The organism is Streptomyces sp. NPDC001634 (genome assembly GCF_040298185.1).
GTDB lineage: Bacteria > Actinomycetota > Actinomycetes > Streptomycetales > Streptomycetaceae > Streptomyces.
On record NZ_JBEOZU010000109.1, the window covers coordinates 1 to 19,919 of the forward strand.

A 19,919-nucleotide genomic window follows, 5' to 3' on the forward strand; every position below is an offset into this window, starting at 1 on the left:
CGAGATCCTGAAATCTCTCGCCGACTACCTCACCAAAATCAGTCCGCCAAACAGGTAGCAACTTACCCGTGTGATTTGCGGCGCACGACACTAGGAGCAGCCCACCCCGCCACCGCTCAGGGCAGGCCGCACGGCCAGCGCTTCCACCAGATCACCGTCGTTCATACCGAATCCGGCAAAGAGGGTGTCCGCCGGGGTTCAGTTGTCGAAGATTGACCAGGGGGATGAACAACAGCACGGCGGGCTTGGGGGCGGCAGAAAACCTATAGCGGCGCAAGAAGTGCACAATCCGGATGCCCTTGCCGAGCTTCGTCTTCGCTTGGAGGCCCTCCGTGCACAACGAGGTCTGACCGTTACGGACTTGGCGGGTGTGGCGCAGCTGGGGCGTACCACGGTCAGCCAGGCCCTCAGCGACAGCGGCCCTGTGCCCTCCATGCGCACTGTGAGCACGCTGGCCCGTGTTCTGAGGCTGGACGTCACTGAGGCGCTCGGCTTGCTGGCTACTGCGACCGGCAGGGGAAAAACGGCTGCAGCTGAGGGATCTCTCGGACGGCCCGTCGCGCAGTGGGATCCATACGACCTGCAAGTGCATCCCGCGGCCACTGACCCGCCGCACCACGTAGGCGGTGCGGGAAGGCCAAGCCGCCGATCGGTCCTTCCCGGCTACGTACGGCGGCCTCACGACGAAGAACTGGGTGCGCTCGTCGATGCTGCCTCAGCCGGATACAGTCAGTTGGCAGTAGTGGTCGGCTCGTCCTCTACCGGCAAAACACGCGCGTGCTGGGAAGCAGTTCAGCCGCTGGCAGCCACCGGATGGCAGCTGTGGCACCCGCTCGATCCCACACCAGCCGAAGCCGTTGCGGCCGGTCTCGACAAGGTCACCCCTCGCACGGTCGTGTGGCTCAACGAGGCCCAGCACTACCTGGGCGCCAGCGGAGGGACCGGAGAGCGGATCGCCGCGGCCCTACACAGCTTGCTCAGGGACTCCAGCCGATCTCCCGTTCTGGTCCTGGCCACCTTGTGGAAGAACTATGCGGACGCCTACACCACCATTCCTCGACCAGCGACGATGGCTGACCCGTACCCCCTGACGCGCTCCTTGATCGAGGGCCGGCAGATCACGCTGCCGGACGCCTTCTCTCCGGCCGAGATCGACCAGGCCCGCCGACTCGCGAGCGCGGGTGACCGCACGCTTGCGCACGCCCTGGAGCATATGAGGGACGGGCGTTTGACGCAGTTCCTGGCCGGCGCCCCGGCCCTGGTGAGCCGCTACGACAACGTCTCCCCTGCCGCGCGGGCCCTGCTGCACGCGGCGATGGACGCCCGCAGCCTGGGGGCGGGCCAGGACCTGACAGCCGACTTCCTCGAGCAGGCTGCCACCCACTATCTGATCAACGACGAGTACGACGACCTCGGCCTGGGGGCCGACTGGCTGGAGCAGGCACTCGCCGAAACCGCCCGGCCCGTCCACGGCAGCCTCGCCCCCCTGCGGCGCATCCGCCCCCGACCGCCGCGACCCGCTGTGGACGCACCCCGCTACCGCCTGGCCGACTACCTCGAACAACACGGGCGCATCACACGCCGCAGCACTCCGCCACCACCTGGGCTCTGGCAGGCCCTCCTCGACCACACCGCCCCCGAAGGCCGAAGCGACGTGGCGCAGGCGGCCCAGAGCCGTGGTCTGCTGCGTCTGGCCTTCCTGATGCACACCTCGTCCCCGCACCCCAACGCGCTTGGCGACGCGGCCACATTGCTACACAAAGCCGGCCGAACGGACGAGGCCTTTACCTGGCTGCGAGCCCATGCCGAGGCCGGCCATCCGCACGCCTGGCGTCACCTGGGCAGCCTCCAGCAACATGCGCGCAACACCGAAGAAGTCGTCGAGCACTATCCCCCTGCCGCCAACTCCACCCATGGCCTCACCGTCACGATCGGTAAGGGCACTCTGCGGCTGACTTCGGACGAAGAGGCACTGGCCTCCTACCGACGTGGCGCCGACTGCGGGGACCTCGACGCGCTGACAGCAGCGGTCCGCATGCTGGAGGAGGCAGAACGCGAGCAGGAAGCCTGCGACTGGTTGAGCAGCCGCGCCGATGCCCATTCGCTGCCTGTACTCGCCATCGTCGCGCGACTGCTGCGCTCGCTGGGCCGCCGCGATGAGGCACTGGCCTGCTACCTGCAGGCTGTCCAGGCGGGAGACACCCACTCTCTGATGGCCGTCGCCAACCTGAAGCGCACGGCCGGCGAGGTCGATGAGGCACTTTGCTGGTATCGGCGCGCCGTCAACGCCGGTCACCCAGCCGCGGCGGTACAGACAGCAGAGACCCTTTGGGAGGCAGGCCGCACCGAGCAGGCACTGGACTGGTTCACCCGGGCAGCCGATGACGACCGGACATGGCTGACCAGCCGTGCGGCCGCAGCGCTGCACGAAGCACGCGGGCTGGACCAGGCGTTGGCGTGGTTGGATCGGCGAGCCGCTTCAGGCTCATCCCATGCTCTGGAGGCAGCGGGTGACCTGCTGGCGCGTGTCGGCCGCACGCAGGACGCTCTGGTCTGGTATCGGCGGGCCTGCGCTGCAGGCGAACCTTACATACTGGGCAAGGGCCTCGCGCTGTTGCGTGAGGCGGGCCACAGCGAGGCGCGTCTGCGCTGGCACCAGGACCTTGCCGACGCGGGCGATACCTATGCCCTCAGGGAGGCGCTTCGCCTGCTGCGTGAAACGAGCGGCGCGGATGCGGCGTTCACGTGGCTGCGCAGCCGCGCCGACTTCCACACACCGAAGGTCATGATGATGACGGCCGATCTGCTGGAGAAGGCCGAACGTACGGATGAGGCGCTGTCTTGGTACAAACGTGCCGGTGACGCGGGCGAGCCGTACGCGGCGACGGCCGCAGCGCACTGCTTACGTGCGGCGGGCCGGAACGCCGAAGCACTCGCCTGGTTGGCCACCCACGACAGGCCGAGGCTGCATGACGGATACGATCACGCGCTGGGGCTAACGGCGGAACTCCTGCAGGAATCGCGCGGTGTCGATGCAGCCGTGACATGGGTACAGAATCGGGCAGAGATCGGGTCGCCCCGCGTCTTTCGAACGGCAGGCGACCTCCTGCGAACGGCGGGCCGCCTCAAAGAGGCCCTGGACTGCTACCAAAAGGCCCTCCACGCCCAAGACGGCCTGGCACCCACGATGGCCGCCCGCACGCTCAAAGAGCTCAAAGGCGTTGAGGAAGCCACCTTGCTGCGACGCTACGGGTGGGAGCCGGACGGCACCGTGGCCAAACCATGGACCGCAATGGCCCTCGCACCTCCCGCCCACGCCGCAACATGACGATCCGCCGCACGTGAGAACACGCAGCACTCGGTCCGGACAGGCCCAGACCGGCGCCACCGGCACCCGGCAAGGCGGCCTGCGCGCGGAGCCTGCCGAGCCGCCAACCCTCACGCGAACGGACGGAGCCGCCCCCACCTCCGAGAAGGAAAAGGCAGGTGCCGCGCCCCGCCGCCTCTTCCGCCGGCTGGACGCAGCCGACGGGAGCCTCCACGTCGTTACCAAGTGGAGCCAACTTGCGCAGTAACGTCAGCGGACGAAGGGCTGGGACAGCCCGAAGGCCTGCGGTCTGCCCGGGCAGACGTGCGGTTGGCCTCAAGGGTGCGATGCCTGGCTTTGTCCACGAGAGCCGACAGCATCTGGACGCGAGATTGGGCAGCACCCGAAGCAGTGCAGAAATCGGACAGTTCATGGCTTCCGGCAGCGCGGGCCCCTACCGAGTTGGCAGAGGCCCGCGGCATAAACAGCAGAGGAGCGCCGGGACCTGCCCTCGACGAGCAGCATCCTGGCCAACATGGCTTACCGTCTGCTGATGGCCTGGGGGCCCGGCCTCACTTCAGGTGCCGGGTGAAGAACTGGGCGGCGGCGTCCCCCGCGAACTGCGGGACGCCGGTGTGCCCGCCCATATGGGCGTGCAGGGACTTCTCCTTGGAGCCGAAGGCGTCGAACAGGTCCAGGGCCGCCTGCCGGTCGTTCCCTTCGTCGTCCCACTGCAGCAGGACGTGCAGCGGAATGGTGACCTGGCGGGCCTCCTCGAACATGGCGCGAGGCACGAAACTCCCGGCGAAGAAACCGGCGGCCACGATGCGCGGCTCGACCACCGCAAGGCGAACGCCGATGGAGATCACTCCCCCCGAGTACCCGACCGGGCCGCCGATCTCTGGCAACGACAGGAGGGCGTCAAGGGCAGCCTGCCATTCCGGGACCGCCTTGTCGACGAGCGGGAGGATGAGGGCGTCGATGATCTCGTCGCTGACCGGCTCGCCGGCTTCCATAGCCCGGCGCAGGTCGCTGCGGGCCTGCTCGGCGGCGGCCCAACGGGGCCGGTCACCGCTCCCGGGGAGCTCGATGGTGGCCGCGGCGAAGCCATCCGCCGCGGCGTGCCGGGCCCGCGCCACCAGCCGGGGGTACATCTTGTGCAGTCCGAGCGGGGCCTGGCCGAGCAGGATCAGCGGCGCCGGTGCGGATGCGGATCCGGGCGTCCACAGGATGCCGGGGATCTCGCCGAGGGTGAATGCGCGTTCGAGGACGCCGTCGTCGAGGCGCTGTTCGGAAGTGAAGTGAAGGGCCATGATCGTGCCTTTCGGGAGTGCTGTTGAACGGCGCTCCCGGACGACCTATCGCCCGACCGTGAACCCGGAGGAGAGCACCCATGTCGATACGTTCACGGGTACCACCTCCTCGTTCTCTCGCACGGCCTCCGCAAAAGTAGCAGGGGCCGTCGTGGTCCGCCAAACGGATTCTTGCGCGGGTTCCGTGGCCGGATGCCAAGGAGTCGGAACACTACGCAGAGCTGCTTGGGGCCTCATCGCGGCTTCCCGAGGCGGGGCCCTGCGACGGCGGGGCGCGCTGGGGGCGCTGCCGTTTCTTGGTTCCGGCACAGATCTTGGGGAGCGGCCGCGGAGGGTTACTGAAGCAGGATCATCTTGCGGAGTAGTTCGAATCCGGCGCGTCCGTAGAGCTGCCTCTTGATCTTCTTAAAAGTTACGTGGAGTCTGCCGGGGGTGATCACGTCTCCCCGGTGCAACCACGGACTTGGGAGATGGCTTGAGCGGCACGACGGTGCTCACCGAGAAGTGGCCGGTGCTGGGCCGGCACGAGCTGGCGGTGGTCTGGCTGACAGTCTGGACGGATCTCGGACGTGCACCGCGCACGATCGATGCCTACGGGCGGGGCCTGGCCGAGTACCTGCTGGTGTGCGAGCGGGAGGATGTGGACCCGGTCGCCGCGAACCGCGCCCATGTCGCAGTCTACGTACGGGAGTTGAGCTCGCGGCCGAATCGCCGGGGTGCGAACGTGATCTCGATCGGCTCGGGTGCGGGGCTGGCGAACGCGACGAACCAGCAGCGGCTGGGTGCCGGTGCGTCTGTTCTACGACTTCCTCCTGGAGGAGGGGCTGCGGGAATCCAATCCGGTCGGCCGGGGGCGCTACAACCCCACCAACGGACCACGCCGAATCTTCAACGGGCTACTCGGGCAAGGACGTCGCCGTCCAGGAGCGCGCCGACGTTCCCGGAAACCCGGTGCGGCCCGATCTCGCCCGTGCGTACTACCGCCATGACAGACCGCAGGACCATGCGGCCTTCAAGTACGGCCGGACGGCTCCGGTCAGCCGGCTGGTCTCCGACCGCGCCGACCGGCGGTCCACCCGCCCCGTCCACAGCACCGAATACTCGTCCTCGCTTGACGGACCGCCTGCTGAATCACCCACCAGCCGAATGGCCAGGAGAGCACGCCCCAACCTCAATCGCTGACCGCGTCGTTAGATCGACTGCCAGACGCGCCCACGTCTCAGACCCGAGCTCACGCACTACGAACACGTCAGCTAGGCCGGCAACGCCGGTACGCTTGCCTTCCTGTTGGACCGCCACTACAAGCACGGCCATGCGCGCAGCACCCTATCGGGCCGGCGAACCATCTACTACAAGCTTCACCTATGCATGCGCTGCGGCAGCGTCCGCAGCCAGTGCCGCCACCGGGCGCTTGCGAATGTCGGAGTGGGCGCCAGAGAAAGGCTCTCCCTCCACGTTGTTGATGACGTCGGCGGCATTGACCCGGTAGAAGGTGCCGGGAGTGAACCTGTAGTTCATGCTGCCATTGGCCCGCATCGCCCGGTCATCTGATGGGTTCACTGCCTGGTACCCGTCGGCGCCCATGCCGCCCCATCGCCCCGCGGTCTCAGCCTCTGTGTCTTGCCGGGCCATGAAGGAAGCCTTCGGGTACCACACACCGACCGCCCAGTCGAAGACGCTGAATGTGGCCACCAGGGGGCCGTGTACCCGATCCGCGAAGGCGTTCAGGGTGCCCGCCTTGCCGAAGGGGTTGTCCTGCGCGTCCGCGAACGACCAGTGAGAGAAAGCACCCTGCAGGAGCAGCAGTGACGCGACCGGACTGTTCGCCGGCGCGCTGATGCCGGACAAGGCGAAGGAAACCAGCCGGGCGCCGAAGCTGTGGCCTATCAGGTGCACCCGCACGGACGACGACCGGCCGTGCAGCGTCTCAAGCAGCGGTCCCAGTCCGCCGCGGCCGATGTCACCTGCGCGAGCCTTCATGACCGTATAGGAGAGCACGCGCATGGCGTCCTTCGCACCGTTGATGGCACGGTGGAACCAGTCGCCGACGCCTTGCGTCGCGGAGCCCGGCGGAGCACTGCCGAAGGCCTCGGCAGCCGCAAGGTATCCCGTCTTCGGGTCGGCGGTCAGCAGTAGCGCAGTCTCGCCCGAGTCCTCGAACTCACCATCCGGCGCCGACGGCACCAGCGACTTCAGCAGCTCGTGGATCTCTCGCAGCCGCTCCTCCTTCTGCGCATCCGACTCATCCGAGCCGACCACTTCTTCCCCCTGGTCGATAAGCAGGCCGATCTCCATGACCTTCTGTTGCTGGGCCGGGTCGGCGAACCCCGACTGGAGGGACTCGGCGATCTCCGTCCCGGAAAGCGCTGCTGTCCCGGCGTTGAGATCCACCACAGCGCCGCCGTCGGCCTGTGTCGCGCCAGCCGCAGGTGGCGGGGTCGCCTGTGTGGGCGGGAACCACAGAGAAGGCCAGTAAATGCCGACGAACCCCACCCTGCCGATGCCCGCCGCGCCGTCCGCAGCATCCCGGATCATCGGAAACATCTCGTCGTACAGCCCACGAGCCTTGTCCAGAGACGTGCCCCACCCGTGGCTGAACATGAAGAGGTCGTCCACGCCTTCGGCGATCACCTGGTCGAGGAAATCTCCCTCGGCCAGCGCCGTCAGCCGGCCCTGCTCGTCGAATGCGAGGTCCCACACCGGCTCGTTGGTCGTCAGTCGCCTCATGGCCGTCAGCCCCTTCGTCAGACGTTCGCGAGCATGCGCATCAGGTCAACCAGGCCCGCCCCTTGCGCGTACCGTTCCCGGCCGAGGTCCGTAGCGCTGTCGGTGAGCAGGCGCTTGACCTGCCGCGGTCGGCCGATGAACTCCGGGCGAGCGGAGAGAAAGGCCGCGATGGCGCCGGAGACGTGCGGCGCCGCCATCGATGTGCCGGACTGCTCGGCGTACGTCAGCGAGCCGGCCGGGAGAGGGTCACCGGCGGCTGGGTTCAGTCCGGCCGTGGCCCGGATCGTGCCGCTGGCGGCCGAGGCGATCCACTCGCCGGGCGCCACGACGTCCGGTTTCATTCGCCCATCGAGCGTTGGCCCCTTGCCCGAGGTCCAGGTGACGCCGAAGGCGTGCGGCGCGTCCCGGTGCGTGGATCCGACCGCGATGCAGTCCTCGGCATGTGCTGGTTCGGTGATGGAGCCCATCACGGCGGAGGTGTTGGCCGAGTCTCCGGCGGCGGTGCGGGCACCGAAATTGCCGGCGGAGACGACCACGACCACGCCGGAGGCGACCAGCTGGTTCACGGCCTGACAGAGCGGTGACTGTCCTGCGGCGTACTGATCGGGTCTCCATTCGGAACCGAGGCTCATGTTGACTCCGTGAACGCGTAGAACTCCCGGATCCACATTGACCTCGGTGCGCAAGTACGTCAGGGCACGGATGACCGCGCTGGACGAGGTGACCCACGTGCCCTGACGGCTGAGCCGCATGACCTTGATGCTCACCAGCTCGCACGCGGGCGCCATTCCGGACAGCTTGTCCGCATGGGCCCGCTGGACGTACCCACCGTTCCCGGGGTCCTTTGACTCCGCCACACGCGGCGTCATGCCGTCCGGCGTGCAGCCCGAGATGATGCCGGCGACGTGTGTGCCGTGCCCGCTGTCGTCCACCAGGGGGTGGGCGGCAGTCTGAGCCGGGTCGTCGGGGTTCACGAGGAAGCTGAAGTCGCGGTGCAATTGGCTGGTCAGCCCCTGCGGCAGATCCTCCCCTCGGCCGGCGAAAGCGAGTTCCAGCTGGGAGAAGTGCGGGTGGCAGGCATCGATCCCGCTGTCGATGACCGCCCAGACAATTCCGTGGCCGCACGCGTCGTAGGAGCGCCAGGCGGCATTGGCCTTCACGGTGGCCGCGGAACGGTCAATCTGCGGATGGAGCGGGTAGTCCGGCCACACCCGGAAGATGGCCGACGGCCGGTGGAAGCGCGCGGCGAGATGGCGGTCTGTCTCCACCATGTCACGCAGGACAGCGCGGGAGAGCACGCACTGGTACAGCTTCGGCGCGATGAGCGCGAGACCGCGCGGAACAGGGGGTTGGACGGGGCTCACCGATGTGACTTCCTCGGGCCACCACCCGCCCGCCAACGTCGCGTAATTGTCCCAGAGATCGTAGAATGCCTCGCGGACCGCCAGCAGGCCGCCGGGATAGAGCACGTTCAGCTCGATCAACATCGGAACCCGCTGCTGGGGGTCGACCGGGGTGGATCCCTTGTCGGCGGTGCCGTCCGGCGGCAGATTGAGGTCGCCCACGATAGGGGACCGGAACGGCCCCTCAGGCTCATGCATCGTGAGCGGCCCCTCTCTCCTGAAGCCAGAAGCGGGCGGCCCGGACCTGGCGCTTTGTCGTCGCCAGCAACCGAGGGACAAACCTTGGACCGGTGACCTGCCCCTGGCAGACGGTGAAGTCGGTGGTCTGCCCGCCAGAAGAATGCGGCGTAGATCAATCATGGAATTATGACTGATCTACACGGAAAACACCATATCTACGGAGAGTGTCGGCCAGAGCCGTGGACATCGCAAGTTTTCTGGAGTGGCTGCTGTTCACAAGTTGCATCGTCAGTTGTTCACGAGCTCAACAACGCAGACTAAAGCACGGCATGTGCAGCTGCGTTGGCGGCGCCTCGGAAGGACAATATGTCGCGGTGGCAAGCAGGTAGCCGAAAACCTCATCTACACAGGAGGCATTGTGTCGGAGCACGAGAGCGCCACGCCGCCCCCAGATGAACCAGAAGAATCGGGCACGACAGAGGAGCCCCCCGCCACGGCGGAAAGGGTCACTGAATTGGTCCAAGCGCTGCCCGATGAGGCAAAGCCCGACCTGGCCGCTGCCCTCGTTCAAGGAATCAGCACACGAGAGCAGCAACAAGCGGCCTTTGGCAGTGTAGTTGACGCCTTGCCCGATGAGGGGAAGCCAGACCTAGCCGCTGTCCTCATCAACGGCATGAACACAGACGAGCAGAAACAGGCCGCTGCTGGGCGTGCAGTTGATGCCCTGAAACCGGAGCAGCGGCAGCAACTGGCCCGTACCGTACTGGGCCAGCCCGATGCGAGGACAACGCAGGTCCTCTGGTACATCGTGGTCTCAACATTGGCTGCCGCGGTCTTCGCCTTCGGAGTGTTGGCATTCGTGCTCATCTACCAGAAGAAGTCAGCAGAAGCCCCACTCGCTCTCGCCACTACCGCGCTCGGAGGCGTGGTTGGCCTCGTTGCCACCAGCCCCGGGAGCAATCGCTCAAACTGAACTGCAGCAGCGCACGACGGCGCTCTTCACGAGGTGCTGGGCTCAGAAACGGCCACAGCCTTGTTAACCCGGAACGCAAGCAGCCGGCGGGGGCGGACCCGGCGGGCAGGCACCGACCACAGGTTGCCGCCGAAGGCGACCAGGCCCCAGGCAGACCTTGCCGACCGGCCGCAGATGCCGCCCGGGGTTCGTAGCCGATCCACACCTCCGGTGCATCGTCCAGCAATCGGTATCCCCACTTGGAGTCCCAGATCACCGGCGGCAGGCCGCGTGCCGCCGCGACCTGACGCATGTGCGCGAGCCCGGTGTGGATCCGCGCGCGGGTGCGGTGGTGGCAATCAGCTGGGTGATGGTCGGCCGGCGGGGCGGGCCTTCTGCAGGGCGCTGAGGCCCGGCACAACGCCGTAGCCGCAACAGTACGCGGCGAAGACCGTGCTGACCGATGTCGGGCTGGTTGCGGTGAGGGTGCCCCGCGACCCCGCCGGCAGCTACGAGCCGCAGATCGTCAAGAAGCTGCGGCGCCGCCTGACCAGGTTCGCCCGCTTGGCCCCTTCCGGAAGGCGAGCCACCAAAGTCATCTTCTGTCCCGTGTCATACCAGGGCGCCCGTTCCGGCAGCGACGCTTGCGCGAAACGCATCCGCGTGACCGAACGCCGCTGCGGGCCCGCCCGACGGGCCCGCACTGCCCGGTGTCAAAGAGAATCCAGCGCCCCGGGCGGCAGCATGGTGGTGAATATGGGAGACGGGTCCAGTCCCAATTCTGTCCGCGCCAGCCGCCGGTAGGACTTGTAGTGGCGCACCGCCTCGACCAGGTTGTGCTCCGCCAGGTGGACGGCGACCACCGCCCGGTGCACGCTCTCCCGTAGGGGTTCGATGCTGACACCGGCCAGGGCCGCGTCCAGCGCGAGCGCGTACTGTCCGCGCCGCGCCAGCCGCAGGCTCAGCGCCTCCAGGGCGTGGAGCAGCAGCTGCCGCAGGCGCTCGCAGGAGCAGGCAACCGCCCGCGACCAGCCCGAGTACGAGATCAGCGACTCGCACCAGCCTCGATGACCTGCGAGTTCGAAGTTGGAGGAGGCTCAGTGAGCGACTTCAATGACCTCGCTCACTGGTTGTCGTACTCGTCATGGCGGCGCCACCAGAAGCCGTTCTCGTTGCGGCCGAGGGGGGCGCGGTCGAGCCACTGGTACATGCCCCACAGGCCGTCCAGGCCGCGGGAGTACGACGAGTAGGTGTGGTAGACGGCGTCGTCCTGCAGGGCGAACGCGCTCATGCCGGGGCCTTCTCGCCGGTACGTCTGCCAGTCCGTATCTACGATCGACTGGGTGAAGGCGTCGCGGGAACCCTTCTCGTCGGCCGTCGCCGGCCGCAGGTCCTGCTCACCGAAGTTATACGCGACGGCTCCCGCTTCCCACTCCTGCCCGGTGTGTGCCACCCCGAAGTCGAAGTTGAAGTCGCTGCCGTAGGACGACGCCCATGGGAAGCTCCAGCCCATCCGCTGCCGGTACGCGTGGAGCTTGGCGAGCGGGGCCCGTGACACAACCCAGAACGCGACGTCGTGGTGGGCGAGATGGACCACGGAGCCGTCGAAGCCGTCGGCGATCGCCGAGCAGGACGGGCATCCGGCGGTGTAGTCGGGCCCGAACATGAAATGGTAGATGAGCAGCTGCGAGCGTCCCTGGAACAGGTCGGCGAGTGAGACCGTGCCCTCGTCGGTCTCGAAGCGGTAGTCCTTGTCCACCCGGACCCAGGGCAGCTCCTGCCGTTGCCGGGCCAGTTCGTCACCGCGCCGGGTCAGCTCCTTCTCCGCCTTGAGCAGTTCCAGCCGCGCGGCCAGCCATTCCCCGCGTGTCCCCGTCTTATGAGTCGTCATCGCCTGTCTCCTTATCTTGTTTCCTGTTTCTTGTTTCTTTTCGATGTATTTCTCTTGCTTTCCTGCCGTCACATCGGTGGTAGTGCGAGCCCCGGAACCAGGAAGGGTGCGACGACGGTCACCAGTCCGAGCCCGATGATCGCCAAGGCCGCCGGTACGTCGATCGCGTTCTTCGCGGGCAGCAGCTTCTGGGCGCACATGAGTACGGCGACCACCGACATCCACAGCGGACTCATCACGTCCAGTGCCAGCAGCATCGCCATCAGCCCGATGCCGGAGCCGACGCAGTACAACCCGAACCTGAGTCCGCAATCGGCGTCCTCGTGGCAGCGTTGCCGGAAGTGCCGCTTGACCGGCGTGAGTTCATAGGCGCCCGCCGCGATCACCACCACGCCGGCGGCCGCCGACCCGTGTGGCCGGTCCAGCGCGTACGCCACCACGCCTGCGAGTACCCAGACGGCCAGGTAGGACCCGGTGAACGGCAGCGCACCACGCAACCCGCCTTTCCGGCGGACATGCCTGGCGAGGGCCGGGGCCGCGCCAGGCAGCATCATCGCCGCCATCATCGTCGTCCATGTCGCGGCGAAGAGCCCCGACGACCCGGGCCTGGTCGCGAGCCCCATGTCCATGCCGCGCATCAGCCAGAGCGAGACCGCCCAGCAGGCCGCGGCGAGCCCGAGTGCCACCCCCGCCGCGATCGCCGGCTCGGCCGGCCGCTGGGATTCGGCGTGCACCATCGGATCTCCTTCCGCGCCGGTCCCGGTCACGTGAATCCGCGCGCCTGGTCGTCGAGGTGGTCCTTCAGCGCGCCGAGCGGGCCGTCCCAGTCGCGCGCCAGCGCGGCCAGGAACTGTTGCGCCACCTGCATCGGCGCGGAGCACAGCCGGTACCGCACCCGGCGCCGCTCGCCCGGTTCGGCCGTCACCAGGCCGGCCTCGGCCAGCAGGGCCAGGTGTTTGGCGATCGCCTGGCGGGTGATCGGCAGCCGCGCGGCCAGGTCCGTGGCCGTGGCCGGCCCTCCCGAAGCCAGCGCGGCCAGGATGGCGCGCCGGCTCGGGTCGGCCAGGGCGGCGAAGACCTGTTCGGCGATCGCCTCGGTGTCAGGCCGCGGCATCGAGGTGGTCGACCAGTTCGCCCAGTTCGTGCGTCCAGCCCTTGGTGTGGTCGTCGTACTCCTTGCCGCGGACCTCGTCCGGGAGCTGGGCGAAGCCGGTCTCTACCACCGTCAGCCGGGTGCCGGAGGCGACCGGTTCGAGCGTGAACTCCACATAGGTGCGGCGCGGATCGTCCTCGGGCAGCCCCGGGACCTTCCAGGTGTAGCCGAACACCGTCGGCTCCTCCACCCGTTCCACCCGCATGTCGGCGGTGTGGCCGCCGTCCCATTTCATCCAGGCCGAGCCGCCCGGGCGCAGATCGATCCCCGCCTGCTGGCCGAACCAGGCGCTCAGTCCCTCGGCCGTGGTGAGCGCCGCCCACACCTTGGCCGGCGTGTGCGCGATCTCGATGGTCCGCTCGATGCGATCAGGGAATGCCATGACTACCTCCATAGGTATAGCAACCACCTGGTTGCGATGTTATGGCAACCAGATGGTTGCGTCAACCTGGACCGGCGTGCGCGGGCGGAGCCCTGCCGCGGTTGCCGGGCGGCTGTCGAGGGTGTGTGCTGCGGGGAACCCGCGACATGATCGGCTGGACACCGCGGAGCCATGCCCGCCGGCTGACCGGCACGCTGAGCCGCCTGGCCCGCCTCCCGACCGCACGGGGCGACGGCGGCTGACCGGACCCCCAGAGACCCTGCCCGAGGATCTGTACCTGCTTTTCCGGATCCTGGAAGACCCGGCCACGGCGAGGGCGAGGAAATCAGGATCCTGGAAGCATTCCTCTCGGAGGAGAAGGCTCACGAGGTGGCCTCAAACTGCCTGGAAGGTCCGCCGGAAGCAGACTGGGAGGTATCCCCGGTGGGCTTGGACGAGAGAATGTGGGGTGCCTGTATGCCCTTCGTCAAGGCTGAGTGATCATGTGGTGGCTGCTTCAGGGCTGCGTGGTTCGTAGAAGGTGCCGTCGCGGAGCATCGCGAAGAGCACGCTGATGCAGTGGCGGGCGAGGCGGAGGAGGGCCTGGGTGTGGGTCTTCCCCCGATCCCGGCACTAACTGGCGCATCATCACCAAGCTTCACCTGTCGGCCCGTTACGAGACCACGCTACTGCGAGCGCTGCTCGTGCTGACCAGCACCGAAGTCGCACACTCACAGACGATCTTGTGTGCAGGCAACCGCCCGCGACCAGCACGAGAACGAGATCACCGCCGAGCTCACGGTCCTCGTCGGCTTCGACCAGGACCTGGCGGCCGAGGCCACCCGCACCTCCAACCGGATACGCGGCCTGCTCACCCAGTTCCATCCCTCGTTGGAGCGCGTGCTCGGGCCGCGTCTGGACCATCAGGCCATCACCTGGCTGCTGGAACGCTACGGTTCCCCGGCCGCGCTGCGAAAGGCCGGTCGCCGCCGACTCGTTGAGGTGATTCGGCCAAAGGCCCTGCGCATGGCCCAGCGGCTGATCGACGAGGTCTTCGACGCGCTCGACGAGCAGACCGTGGTGATCCCGGGCACCGGCACGCTCGACATCGTGATCCCGTCCCTGGCCCGCTCGCTCGCCGCCGTTCACGAACAGCGTCGGGCCCTGGAGGCCCAGATCGAGGCCCTGCTGGAGGAGCACCCTCTTTCGAAGGTCCTGACCTCGATTCCGGGGGTCGCGGTCAGGACCGCAGCCACCCTGCTGGTCACCGTCGGCGACGGCACCAGCTTCCCCACCGCCGCCCACCTGGCCTCCTACGCCGGCCTCGCCCCGACAACGAAGTCTTCGGGGACCTCGATCCACGGTGAACACGCGCCCAGAGGCGGCAACCGGCAACTCAAACGCGCGATGTTCCTGTCCGCGTTCGCTGCCCTGCACGACCCCGCCTCCCGCACCTACTACGACAAATGCCGAGCCCGCGGGAAGACCCATACGCAGGCTCTTCTCCGCCTGGCCCGCCACCGCATCAGCGTGCTGTTCGCCATGCTCCGCGACGGCACCTTCTACGAACCCAGAACGCCACGCCCCGCTTCACGAAAGACATGGAGGCCCCCCCGCGCCGGACTTCCGGGCGAGCAGCACCGCGACCACCCGGGCGTGGTTGGCCATGGCGCGCAGGTGGTCGGTGATGGTCTTCGCCGGGTGCTTGGCGGACGGGCCGCACGAGGCGATCGGATTGGACGCGAGAGCGACGAGCCAGAGGAACCCGAAAAGGCGGGAACGATCTGGGCGAGCGCTGCGAGATGGGTCAACACGGCGGAGTCTTCCTCCCGTTGTCGTGATGTGAGTGCGCCGGGCGCCTCGACACGGCTCAAGAATCACGACATGGAAAACAAGATCGCAAACCGCGTTTTGGCAGGTAGTGGAGCCTTCTAAGGGGGGTGGGGGTGGCTAGGTTTGCCCTCATCCATTGGATGAGGGCAAACCTTGGGCCTGTTGCGAAAGTGGATCGTCTGTCAGACCTGTCTGGGATGCTCCGAGCATGGAGATGACAGTGCAGCTGACGATCGACTGCTCCGATCCGCAGAGAATGGTGACTTTCTGGGCCGAGGCCCTGGGCTACGTGCCTGAGCCTCCGCCGGGCGGGCACGCCACGTGGCGTGCTTACTGGGCGGCGGTGGGGGTGCCCGAGGCAGACTTGCCGGCCGGGGCCGGGGATATTCCGGAGTCGATCATCGATCCCGCGGGACGTGGACCGAGGGTGTGGTTCCAGCAGGTTCCGGAGCCGAAGGTCGCCAAGAACCGGTGGCACTTCGACTTGAAGGCCGGTGGGGGCCGTGACGTTCCACTGGACGTCCGCACACAGCGGGTCAAGGCTACGGTGGAACGGCTGGTCAAAGCTGGTGCCACCGTGCTGCGGATCAAGGATGAGCCGGACATGGGGCTCTACGCCGCCGCCATGCGGGACCCCGAGGGCAACGAATTCGACGTCGTCTGAGGGCCGTTGCGACGGTGCTGGTCACAGCCACTCGTTCACGGCTGCGACCAGCACCGTCGCCTCGTAGCGGACGGAGAGCTTGTCGTACCTCGTGGCCACTGCCCTGTGCCTTTTAAGTCGATTGATCCCGCACTCGACCGCATGGCGCTCGCGGTAATCCGACGCATCGAAATGCGGAGGCCGACCGCCACGGGAGCCGAGCTTCTGGCGGTTGCGCGCCCGGTCGGCCTTGTCCGGGATGGTGCAGCGGATCCCCCGGCGGCGCAGGTATGTCCGGTTCTTCCGGGAGGCGTACGCCTTGTCAGCCCGCACGCGATCGGGGCGAACGCATGGCCGGCCCGGCCCGATGCGGGGCACGCGGACCTTCTCCAGCACCGGTTCGAACTGCGGCGAGTCCCCGCGCTCCCCAGCGGTCACCACGATCGACATGGGCTTCTGGCCCTGCTCGACAGCCAGGTGCAGCTTGGTGGTGAACCCACCGCGCGAAGGCCCAAGCCCGTGATCACACAGGGCTCGTCAAAGACACCGCCCGGTGGTTCCTTCTGCAGGTCACCCCGCATGCGAGCCCCGGCCGCATGCCGATGGGCACGGCACACCGTGGAGTCGACGCCCAGGTCCCATACGATCGCACCCTCCGCGTCGGCCTGGGACTGGAGCCGGGCGAGGATCCGGTACCAGGTGCCGTCCCGCTGCCATCGGCGGAACAGGTCCGCGTGGATCCGGGAGCGGGTGGCCAGGAGTTCTTGGCTGTCGGCGTTCGCAGGATTATCAACGGGATCCTGTATCGACAGCGCACTGGGGTTCCCTGGCGGGATCTGCCTGTGCGTTTCGGTCCGTGGAAGACCGTCTACGAGCGGCACCGGCGGTGGTCGGCGGACGGCACGTGGGACAAGATCTTCGCGGCCGTGCTGGCCGACGCTGACGCCGAGGGCCGTATCGACTGGTCGATGGTGAGCGTGGACTCCACGTCCTGCCGGAGTCATCAGCATGCGGCGGGAGCGCGCAGGAGACCTCCGCGGGTGCCGGGAAAAGAAGCACGCCCCGGCACCACCGCCCAGACGAGGGACTCGGACGCTCCCGGGGCGGCCTGACCTGCAAGATCCACCTGGCCGGTGAAGGCGGACGCCGCCCGCTGGCGCTGCTGATCACGCCGGGCCAGTGGTGCGACGCCCCGCAACTCATCCCGGTCATGGAACGCATCCGTGTCCACCGCCCGGGTGGCGGGCATCCGCGCCACCGGCCCGACCACCTGGGCGACGATAAGGCGTATTCCTCCCGGCGCAACCGCCGCTCCCTGCGACGTCGCCAGATCAAGCACACCATTCCCGAGCCCCGAGATCAGCGGGCCCACCGCAAAGACGCGGCAGAAGGGGCGGACGGCCCGCCGGCTTCGACAAGACGATCTACAAACGCAGGAACGAAGTGGAGCGGACGATCAACGCGTTGAAGAACTTCCGGGCCGTGGCCACACGCTTCGATAAACGCGCCTACGTCTTCCACGGGACCGTCACCCTCGCCTCGATCCGGCTCTGGCTCGGCCCATGATCCGCCGGACAGGCCCTAGGCCTGCCCGGCGAGGGGATGCCTTCACGTCTCGGCGCGGCGGAACTTACGGTTTGTGGGTTACCCAGAGCAGTTCCGCCGGCCAGCGGTGTGCCCAGTCGGGTGGGTCGGTTTCGTTGTAGCCGTTGGGTGTTCCGAGTTCGGGCCGCGGCTCGATGAGGTCGTCGATGATGAGACCCGCGCCGCGCAGGACCTTGACCCAGTCGCCGTAGGTGAGCTGATAGCTGGTCGCGCCGTCGTCTTCGGCGATGGTGCTCAGCCCGAAGTAGTCCTGCTGCAGCGTCGTGGTCACGCGGCTGGCGGCTTCGTCGTAGCAAGCTTCGAACCATGGGCTGGCGACGTTGAACACCAGGCGCCCGCCTCGGCCCAAGACGCGTGCGGCCTGCGGGACGGCCAGGTGCGGGGGCGCCCAGCTGAGCCCACCGAAGTCGCAGAACACCAGGTCGAAGCTGTCGGCGGCGAAGGGGAGTTGTTCGGCGGCGCCTTGCACTAGCGGGTAGCGGGCCGCTCCCATCGCGCGGGCCGCTGCGGCGAGTTGGGCTTCGGACAGGTCGAGCCCGACCACGGTGGCGCCCTCGGCGGCGAGCGCCCTGGACCACTGGCCGGCGCCGCAGCCGAGTTCGAGGACGCGCTTGCCGGTGACGTCGCCCAGGGCGTGCAGGTGCGCGTCGGGGATGGAGTACATGCCCCACAGCCGGGGTGTGGCGCCGATTTGCGGGTCGTGCTCGTGCTGGTAGGCGCTGCTGATCTGGTTCCAGAGCCGCCGGTTGGCGGGGATGCTGTCCACGTGCCGACTCCAGCACTGCCTGCCGGGGGCGGTCAACACGATTAGGGCACTGGCCGGCCCTCGCCTCGGTCCGGCCCTGGCTCGGCCCATGATCCGCCGGACGAGCCCTAGGGGCAGGGGTCGGCACGGGGCCCGGAGAAGCTGCGGACGTGCGCGAGTGTTAACTTCCCTTCCCGTGATGGAGCACCAGGACGAGACCAGGGCGGCCTACGACGGGGTCGTCGAGCTGTATGCGTCGATGTTCGCTGATCGGTTGGAGACGCACCCGTTCTCGCGGAACATGATCGGCACCTTCGCCGAGCTGGTGCGGGGGACGGGGAACCCGCGGGCAGCCGACGTCGGGTGCGGGCCGGGGCATCTGACGGCCATGCTGCACGACCTGGGGCTGGACGCCTTCGGGCTCGACCTCTCCCCGGGCATGGTCGACCACGCCCGGCGGGCCCATCCGGCGCTGCGGTTCGACGAGGCGCGGATGGAGGACCTGCCGGTCGAGGACGGCGCGCTCGGCGGCGTGCTGGCCCACTACTCGATGATCCATACCCCGCCTGGGGAATTGCCCGCGCTGCTCGCCGAGCAGGTACGTGTCCTGGCACCAGGGGGCCTGCTCCTGGTCTCCTTCTTCGCGACCGACGGACCGGAGCCGGTCCGCTTCGACCACAAGGTGACGCCCGCCTACAGCTGGCCGGTGGACCGGTTCGCCGAGTTGCTGGCCGGGGCCGGGCTCGTCACATTCGCCCGGCTGCTCCACGATCCCGCCTCCGAGCGGGGCTTCCTCGACGCCCACTTGCTGGCCCGCCTCCCCTAGAGACAACCCGGCCAGGGCGGAGGCGCTGTCCCACAGGGCGACAACGACGGGCGGATGACGATGGTGCCGAGCGTGCCATCACCCCAGACCGTGGTATTCATCATCATCCGGCCGTCCAGGGACGCCACGGTGAACTCCGGAACGAAACGATCAGTGAAGAGGGTCGCGAAGCCACTCCGCAGCAGGTCCACCTCACTCCCCACCAGATCCCACGTGTCGAGTAGTTGGACCCGGAACCACACCTCGTATGGCTCATCATCTGAATCCTTCCCGAGGGCGCACGGCCGACTGCGAGTAGAAACTCGCCCTTCTCGTCAAAGAGCCCGTACTCCGTGGCCATTCGGGCCAGCCCGCGTTGACCTTGTCGGCGAAGCCCGAAGCACCCAGGTCGGCGACCTCGTCCGGATGCGGTCCCCGCTTCCAGAGCCCGTCGCCAGGCCTCATCAGGGCGTACGTCCAGTCCTGCCGGCACCTGCCCTACGCCAGCAGCAGGAGCTCACAGTGGCTCTTCCCCGGCCGCCAGCCCGGACAGCCGATGAACCCGGTCAGCCTCCAGGCCCACCTGCGGAAGATCGGCGTCCCGCCGCAGCGCGGCAGGACCTCCGCCATTCGCCAACTCGTCCTCCAGGCCCCGGCCCCCGTCATCGCAAAGGCGCTCGGCTACCACGACAAGACAGCCACCCGCCTGGTCACCGAAGCCGGAGGAACCTGGAGCCGATACGCCCCCGGCGACCACCAGCGGTGAAGCGCGGCACTCACGCTGGGTCCGCTGAGCCTCGTTTGTCCTCAACGTGGATCGAGATCGACCTCGGGGCCGACCGGGCCATCGGTTCCGTCACCCTCCACCCGCGCACCGACACCGGTGGAGCCGGAGGCGGTACGGCCGGCTTCCCGGTCGACTTCACGATCCAGACCCGCGCCGACGGGGCCACGTCCTACACGGGGTGCCGGTAAGAACGCTGTCACCAGCCGCAAACGAC

General features: G+C 68.0%; 15 protein-coding genes and 5 pseudogenes. 9 read left to right on the forward strand and 11 right to left on the reverse strand.

All coding sequences use genetic code 11. From position 1 onward, the window contains the following. The first annotated feature begins 163 nt into the window (after positions 1-163). Entirely contained in the window at positions 164-3,328 is a 3,165-nt protein-coding gene (locus ABT186_RS41705) for a helix-turn-helix domain-containing protein (protein WP_502973493.1), read from the forward strand. A gap of 551 nt (positions 3,329-3,879) precedes the next feature. Here ABT186_RS41705 and ABT186_RS41710 read toward each other — a convergent pair. The 3 genes from ABT186_RS41710 to ABT186_RS41720 all read right to left on the reverse strand — a co-directional run bounded on the left by ABT186_RS41710 (position 3,880) and on the right by ABT186_RS41720 (position 8,912). Then, positions 3,880-4,620 carry an alpha/beta hydrolase gene (locus ABT186_RS41710; RefSeq protein ID WP_351231054.1) on the reverse strand — a complete coding sequence of 247 codons (741 nt, stop codon included), beginning with the start codon at positions 4,618-4,620 and terminating at the stop codon, positions 3,880-3,882. 1,362 nt (positions 4,621-5,982) lie between these two features. After that, positions 5,983-7,347 carry a hypothetical protein gene (locus tag ABT186_RS41715; RefSeq protein WP_351231056.1) on the reverse strand — a complete coding sequence of 455 codons (1,365 nt, stop codon included), beginning with the start codon at positions 7,345-7,347 and terminating at the stop codon, positions 5,983-5,985. 17 nt (positions 7,348-7,364) lie between these two features. Next, on the reverse strand, positions 7,365-8,912 hold the full coding sequence (locus ABT186_RS41720) for a S8 family peptidase (RefSeq protein ID WP_351231058.1): 1,548 nt from the start codon (positions 8,910-8,912) through the stop codon (positions 7,365-7,367). Between the two features lie 436 nt (positions 8,913-9,348). On the opposite strand from ABT186_RS41720, the gene ABT186_RS41725 reads away from it, so the two are divergent. After that, positions 9,349-9,903 (forward strand): hypothetical protein, encoded by a 555-nt coding sequence (locus ABT186_RS41725; RefSeq protein WP_351231060.1) that lies wholly within the window; start codon positions 9,349-9,351, stop codon positions 9,901-9,903. Between the two features lie 423 nt (positions 9,904-10,326). Then, positions 10,327-10,434: pseudogene (locus ABT186_RS41730) on the forward strand (transposase); the annotation flags it as partial. 161 nt (positions 10,435-10,595) lie between these two features. Here the strand turns inward: ABT186_RS41730 and ABT186_RS41735 are convergent. The 6 genes and pseudogenes from ABT186_RS41735 to ABT186_RS41760 all read right to left on the reverse strand — a co-directional run. Continuing rightward, complete coding sequence (locus ABT186_RS41735) at positions 10,596-10,931, reverse strand: AfsR/SARP family transcriptional regulator (RefSeq protein ID WP_351231070.1); 336 nt, start codon at positions 10,929-10,931, stop codon at positions 10,596-10,598. Between the two features lie 74 nt (positions 10,932-11,005). After that, a complete protein-coding gene (locus tag ABT186_RS41740; RefSeq protein WP_351929559.1) occupies positions 11,006-11,773 on the reverse strand; it encodes a DUF899 domain-containing protein in 768 nt (255 codons plus the stop codon). Between the two features lie 68 nt (positions 11,774-11,841). Further along, complete coding sequence (locus ABT186_RS41745; protein ID WP_351231063.1) at positions 11,842-12,510, reverse strand: copper chaperone; 669 nt, start codon at positions 12,508-12,510, stop codon at positions 11,842-11,844. A 26-nt stretch (positions 12,511-12,536) separates the two neighbouring features. Further along, positions 12,537-12,887 carry an ArsR/SmtB family transcription factor gene (locus ABT186_RS41750; RefSeq protein WP_351929561.1) on the reverse strand — a complete coding sequence of 117 codons (351 nt, stop codon included), beginning with the start codon at positions 12,885-12,887 and terminating at the stop codon, positions 12,537-12,539. Next, positions 12,874-13,308, reverse strand: coding sequence for an SRPBCC domain-containing protein (locus tag ABT186_RS41755; RefSeq protein ID WP_266965933.1), 435 nt, complete (start codon positions 13,306-13,308; stop codon positions 12,874-12,876). The genes ABT186_RS41750 and ABT186_RS41755 overlap by 14 nt, the downstream gene beginning before the upstream one ends. A 480-nt stretch (positions 13,309-13,788) precedes the next feature. Beyond that, positions 13,789-13,917 (reverse strand): annotated as a pseudogene (locus ABT186_RS41760) (IS110 family transposase); the annotation flags it as partial. Positions 13,918-14,064: 147 nt separating this feature from the next. On the opposite strand from ABT186_RS41760, the pseudogene ABT186_RS41765 reads away from it, so the two are divergent. Beyond that, a pseudogene (locus ABT186_RS41765) lies at positions 14,065-14,871 on the forward strand (IS110 family RNA-guided transposase); the annotation flags it as partial. Positions 14,872-15,328: 457 nt separating this feature from the next. Beyond that, entirely contained in the window at positions 15,329-15,784 is a 456-nt protein-coding gene (locus ABT186_RS41770) for a VOC family protein (protein WP_351231067.1), read from the forward strand. Between the two features lie 21 nt (positions 15,785-15,805). Here ABT186_RS41770 and ABT186_RS48185 read toward each other — a convergent pair. Next, a pseudogene (locus ABT186_RS48185) lies at positions 15,806-16,494 on the reverse strand (IS5 family transposase); the annotation flags it as partial. A 48-nt stretch (positions 16,495-16,542) separates the two neighbouring features. Here ABT186_RS48185 and ABT186_RS41780 point away from each other — a divergent pair. Further along, positions 16,543-17,329 (forward strand): annotated as a pseudogene (locus ABT186_RS41780) (IS5 family transposase); the annotation flags it as partial. Positions 17,330-17,393: 64 nt separating this feature from the next. Here ABT186_RS41780 and ABT186_RS41785 read toward each other — a convergent pair. After that, a complete protein-coding gene (locus ABT186_RS41785) occupies positions 17,394-18,134 on the reverse strand; it encodes a class I SAM-dependent methyltransferase (RefSeq protein WP_351236647.1) in 741 nt (246 codons plus the stop codon). A gap of 175 nt (positions 18,135-18,309) precedes the next feature. Here ABT186_RS41785 and ABT186_RS41790 point away from each other — a divergent pair, with 175 nt between their 5' ends. From ABT186_RS41790 to ABT186_RS41800, 3 genes are all read left to right on the forward strand, one after another. After that, entirely contained in the window at positions 18,310-18,939 is a 630-nt protein-coding gene (locus ABT186_RS41790) for a class I SAM-dependent methyltransferase (protein WP_351236645.1), read from the forward strand. Between the two features lie 535 nt (positions 18,940-19,474). Then, the gene (locus ABT186_RS41795) at positions 19,475-19,684 is read left to right on the forward strand and encodes a hypothetical protein (protein WP_351236643.1); all 210 of its coding nucleotides are present in this window, start codon (positions 19,475-19,477) and stop codon (positions 19,682-19,684) included. Between the two features lie 35 nt (positions 19,685-19,719). Then, complete coding sequence (locus ABT186_RS41800; protein ID WP_351236642.1) at positions 19,720-19,893, forward strand: hypothetical protein; 174 nt, start codon at positions 19,720-19,722, stop codon at positions 19,891-19,893. The last annotated feature ends 26 nt before the right edge of the window (positions 19,894-19,919 follow it).

Coding starts and splice junctions, on each gene's coding strand:
- ABT186_RS41710 (WP_351231054.1), bottom strand. CDS start 4,620: ATGGCCCTTCACTTCACTTCCGAACAGCGCCTCGACGACGGCGTCCTC.
- ABT186_RS41715 (WP_351231056.1), bottom strand. CDS start 7,347: ATGAGGCGACTGACGACCAACGAGCCGGTGTGGGACCTCGCATTCGAC.
- ABT186_RS41740 (WP_351929559.1), bottom strand. CDS start 11,773: ATGACGACTCATAAGACGGGGACACGCGGGGAATGGCTGGCCGCGCGG.
- ABT186_RS41745 (WP_351231063.1), bottom strand. CDS start 12,510: ATGGTGCACGCCGAATCCCAGCGGCCGGCCGAGCCGGCGATCGCGGCG.
- ABT186_RS41750 (WP_351929561.1), bottom strand. CDS start 12,887: ATGCCGCGGCCTGACACCGAGGCGATCGCCGAACAGGTCTTCGCCGCC.
- ABT186_RS41755 (WP_266965933.1), bottom strand. CDS start 13,308: ATGGCATTCCCTGATCGCATCGAGCGGACCATCGAGATCGCGCACACG.
- ABT186_RS41770 (WP_351231067.1), top strand. CDS start 15,329: ATGGAGATGACAGTGCAGCTGACGATCGACTGCTCCGATCCGCAGAGA.
- ABT186_RS41795 (WP_351236643.1), top strand. CDS start 19,475: ATGAACCCGGTCAGCCTCCAGGCCCACCTGCGGAAGATCGGCGTCCCG.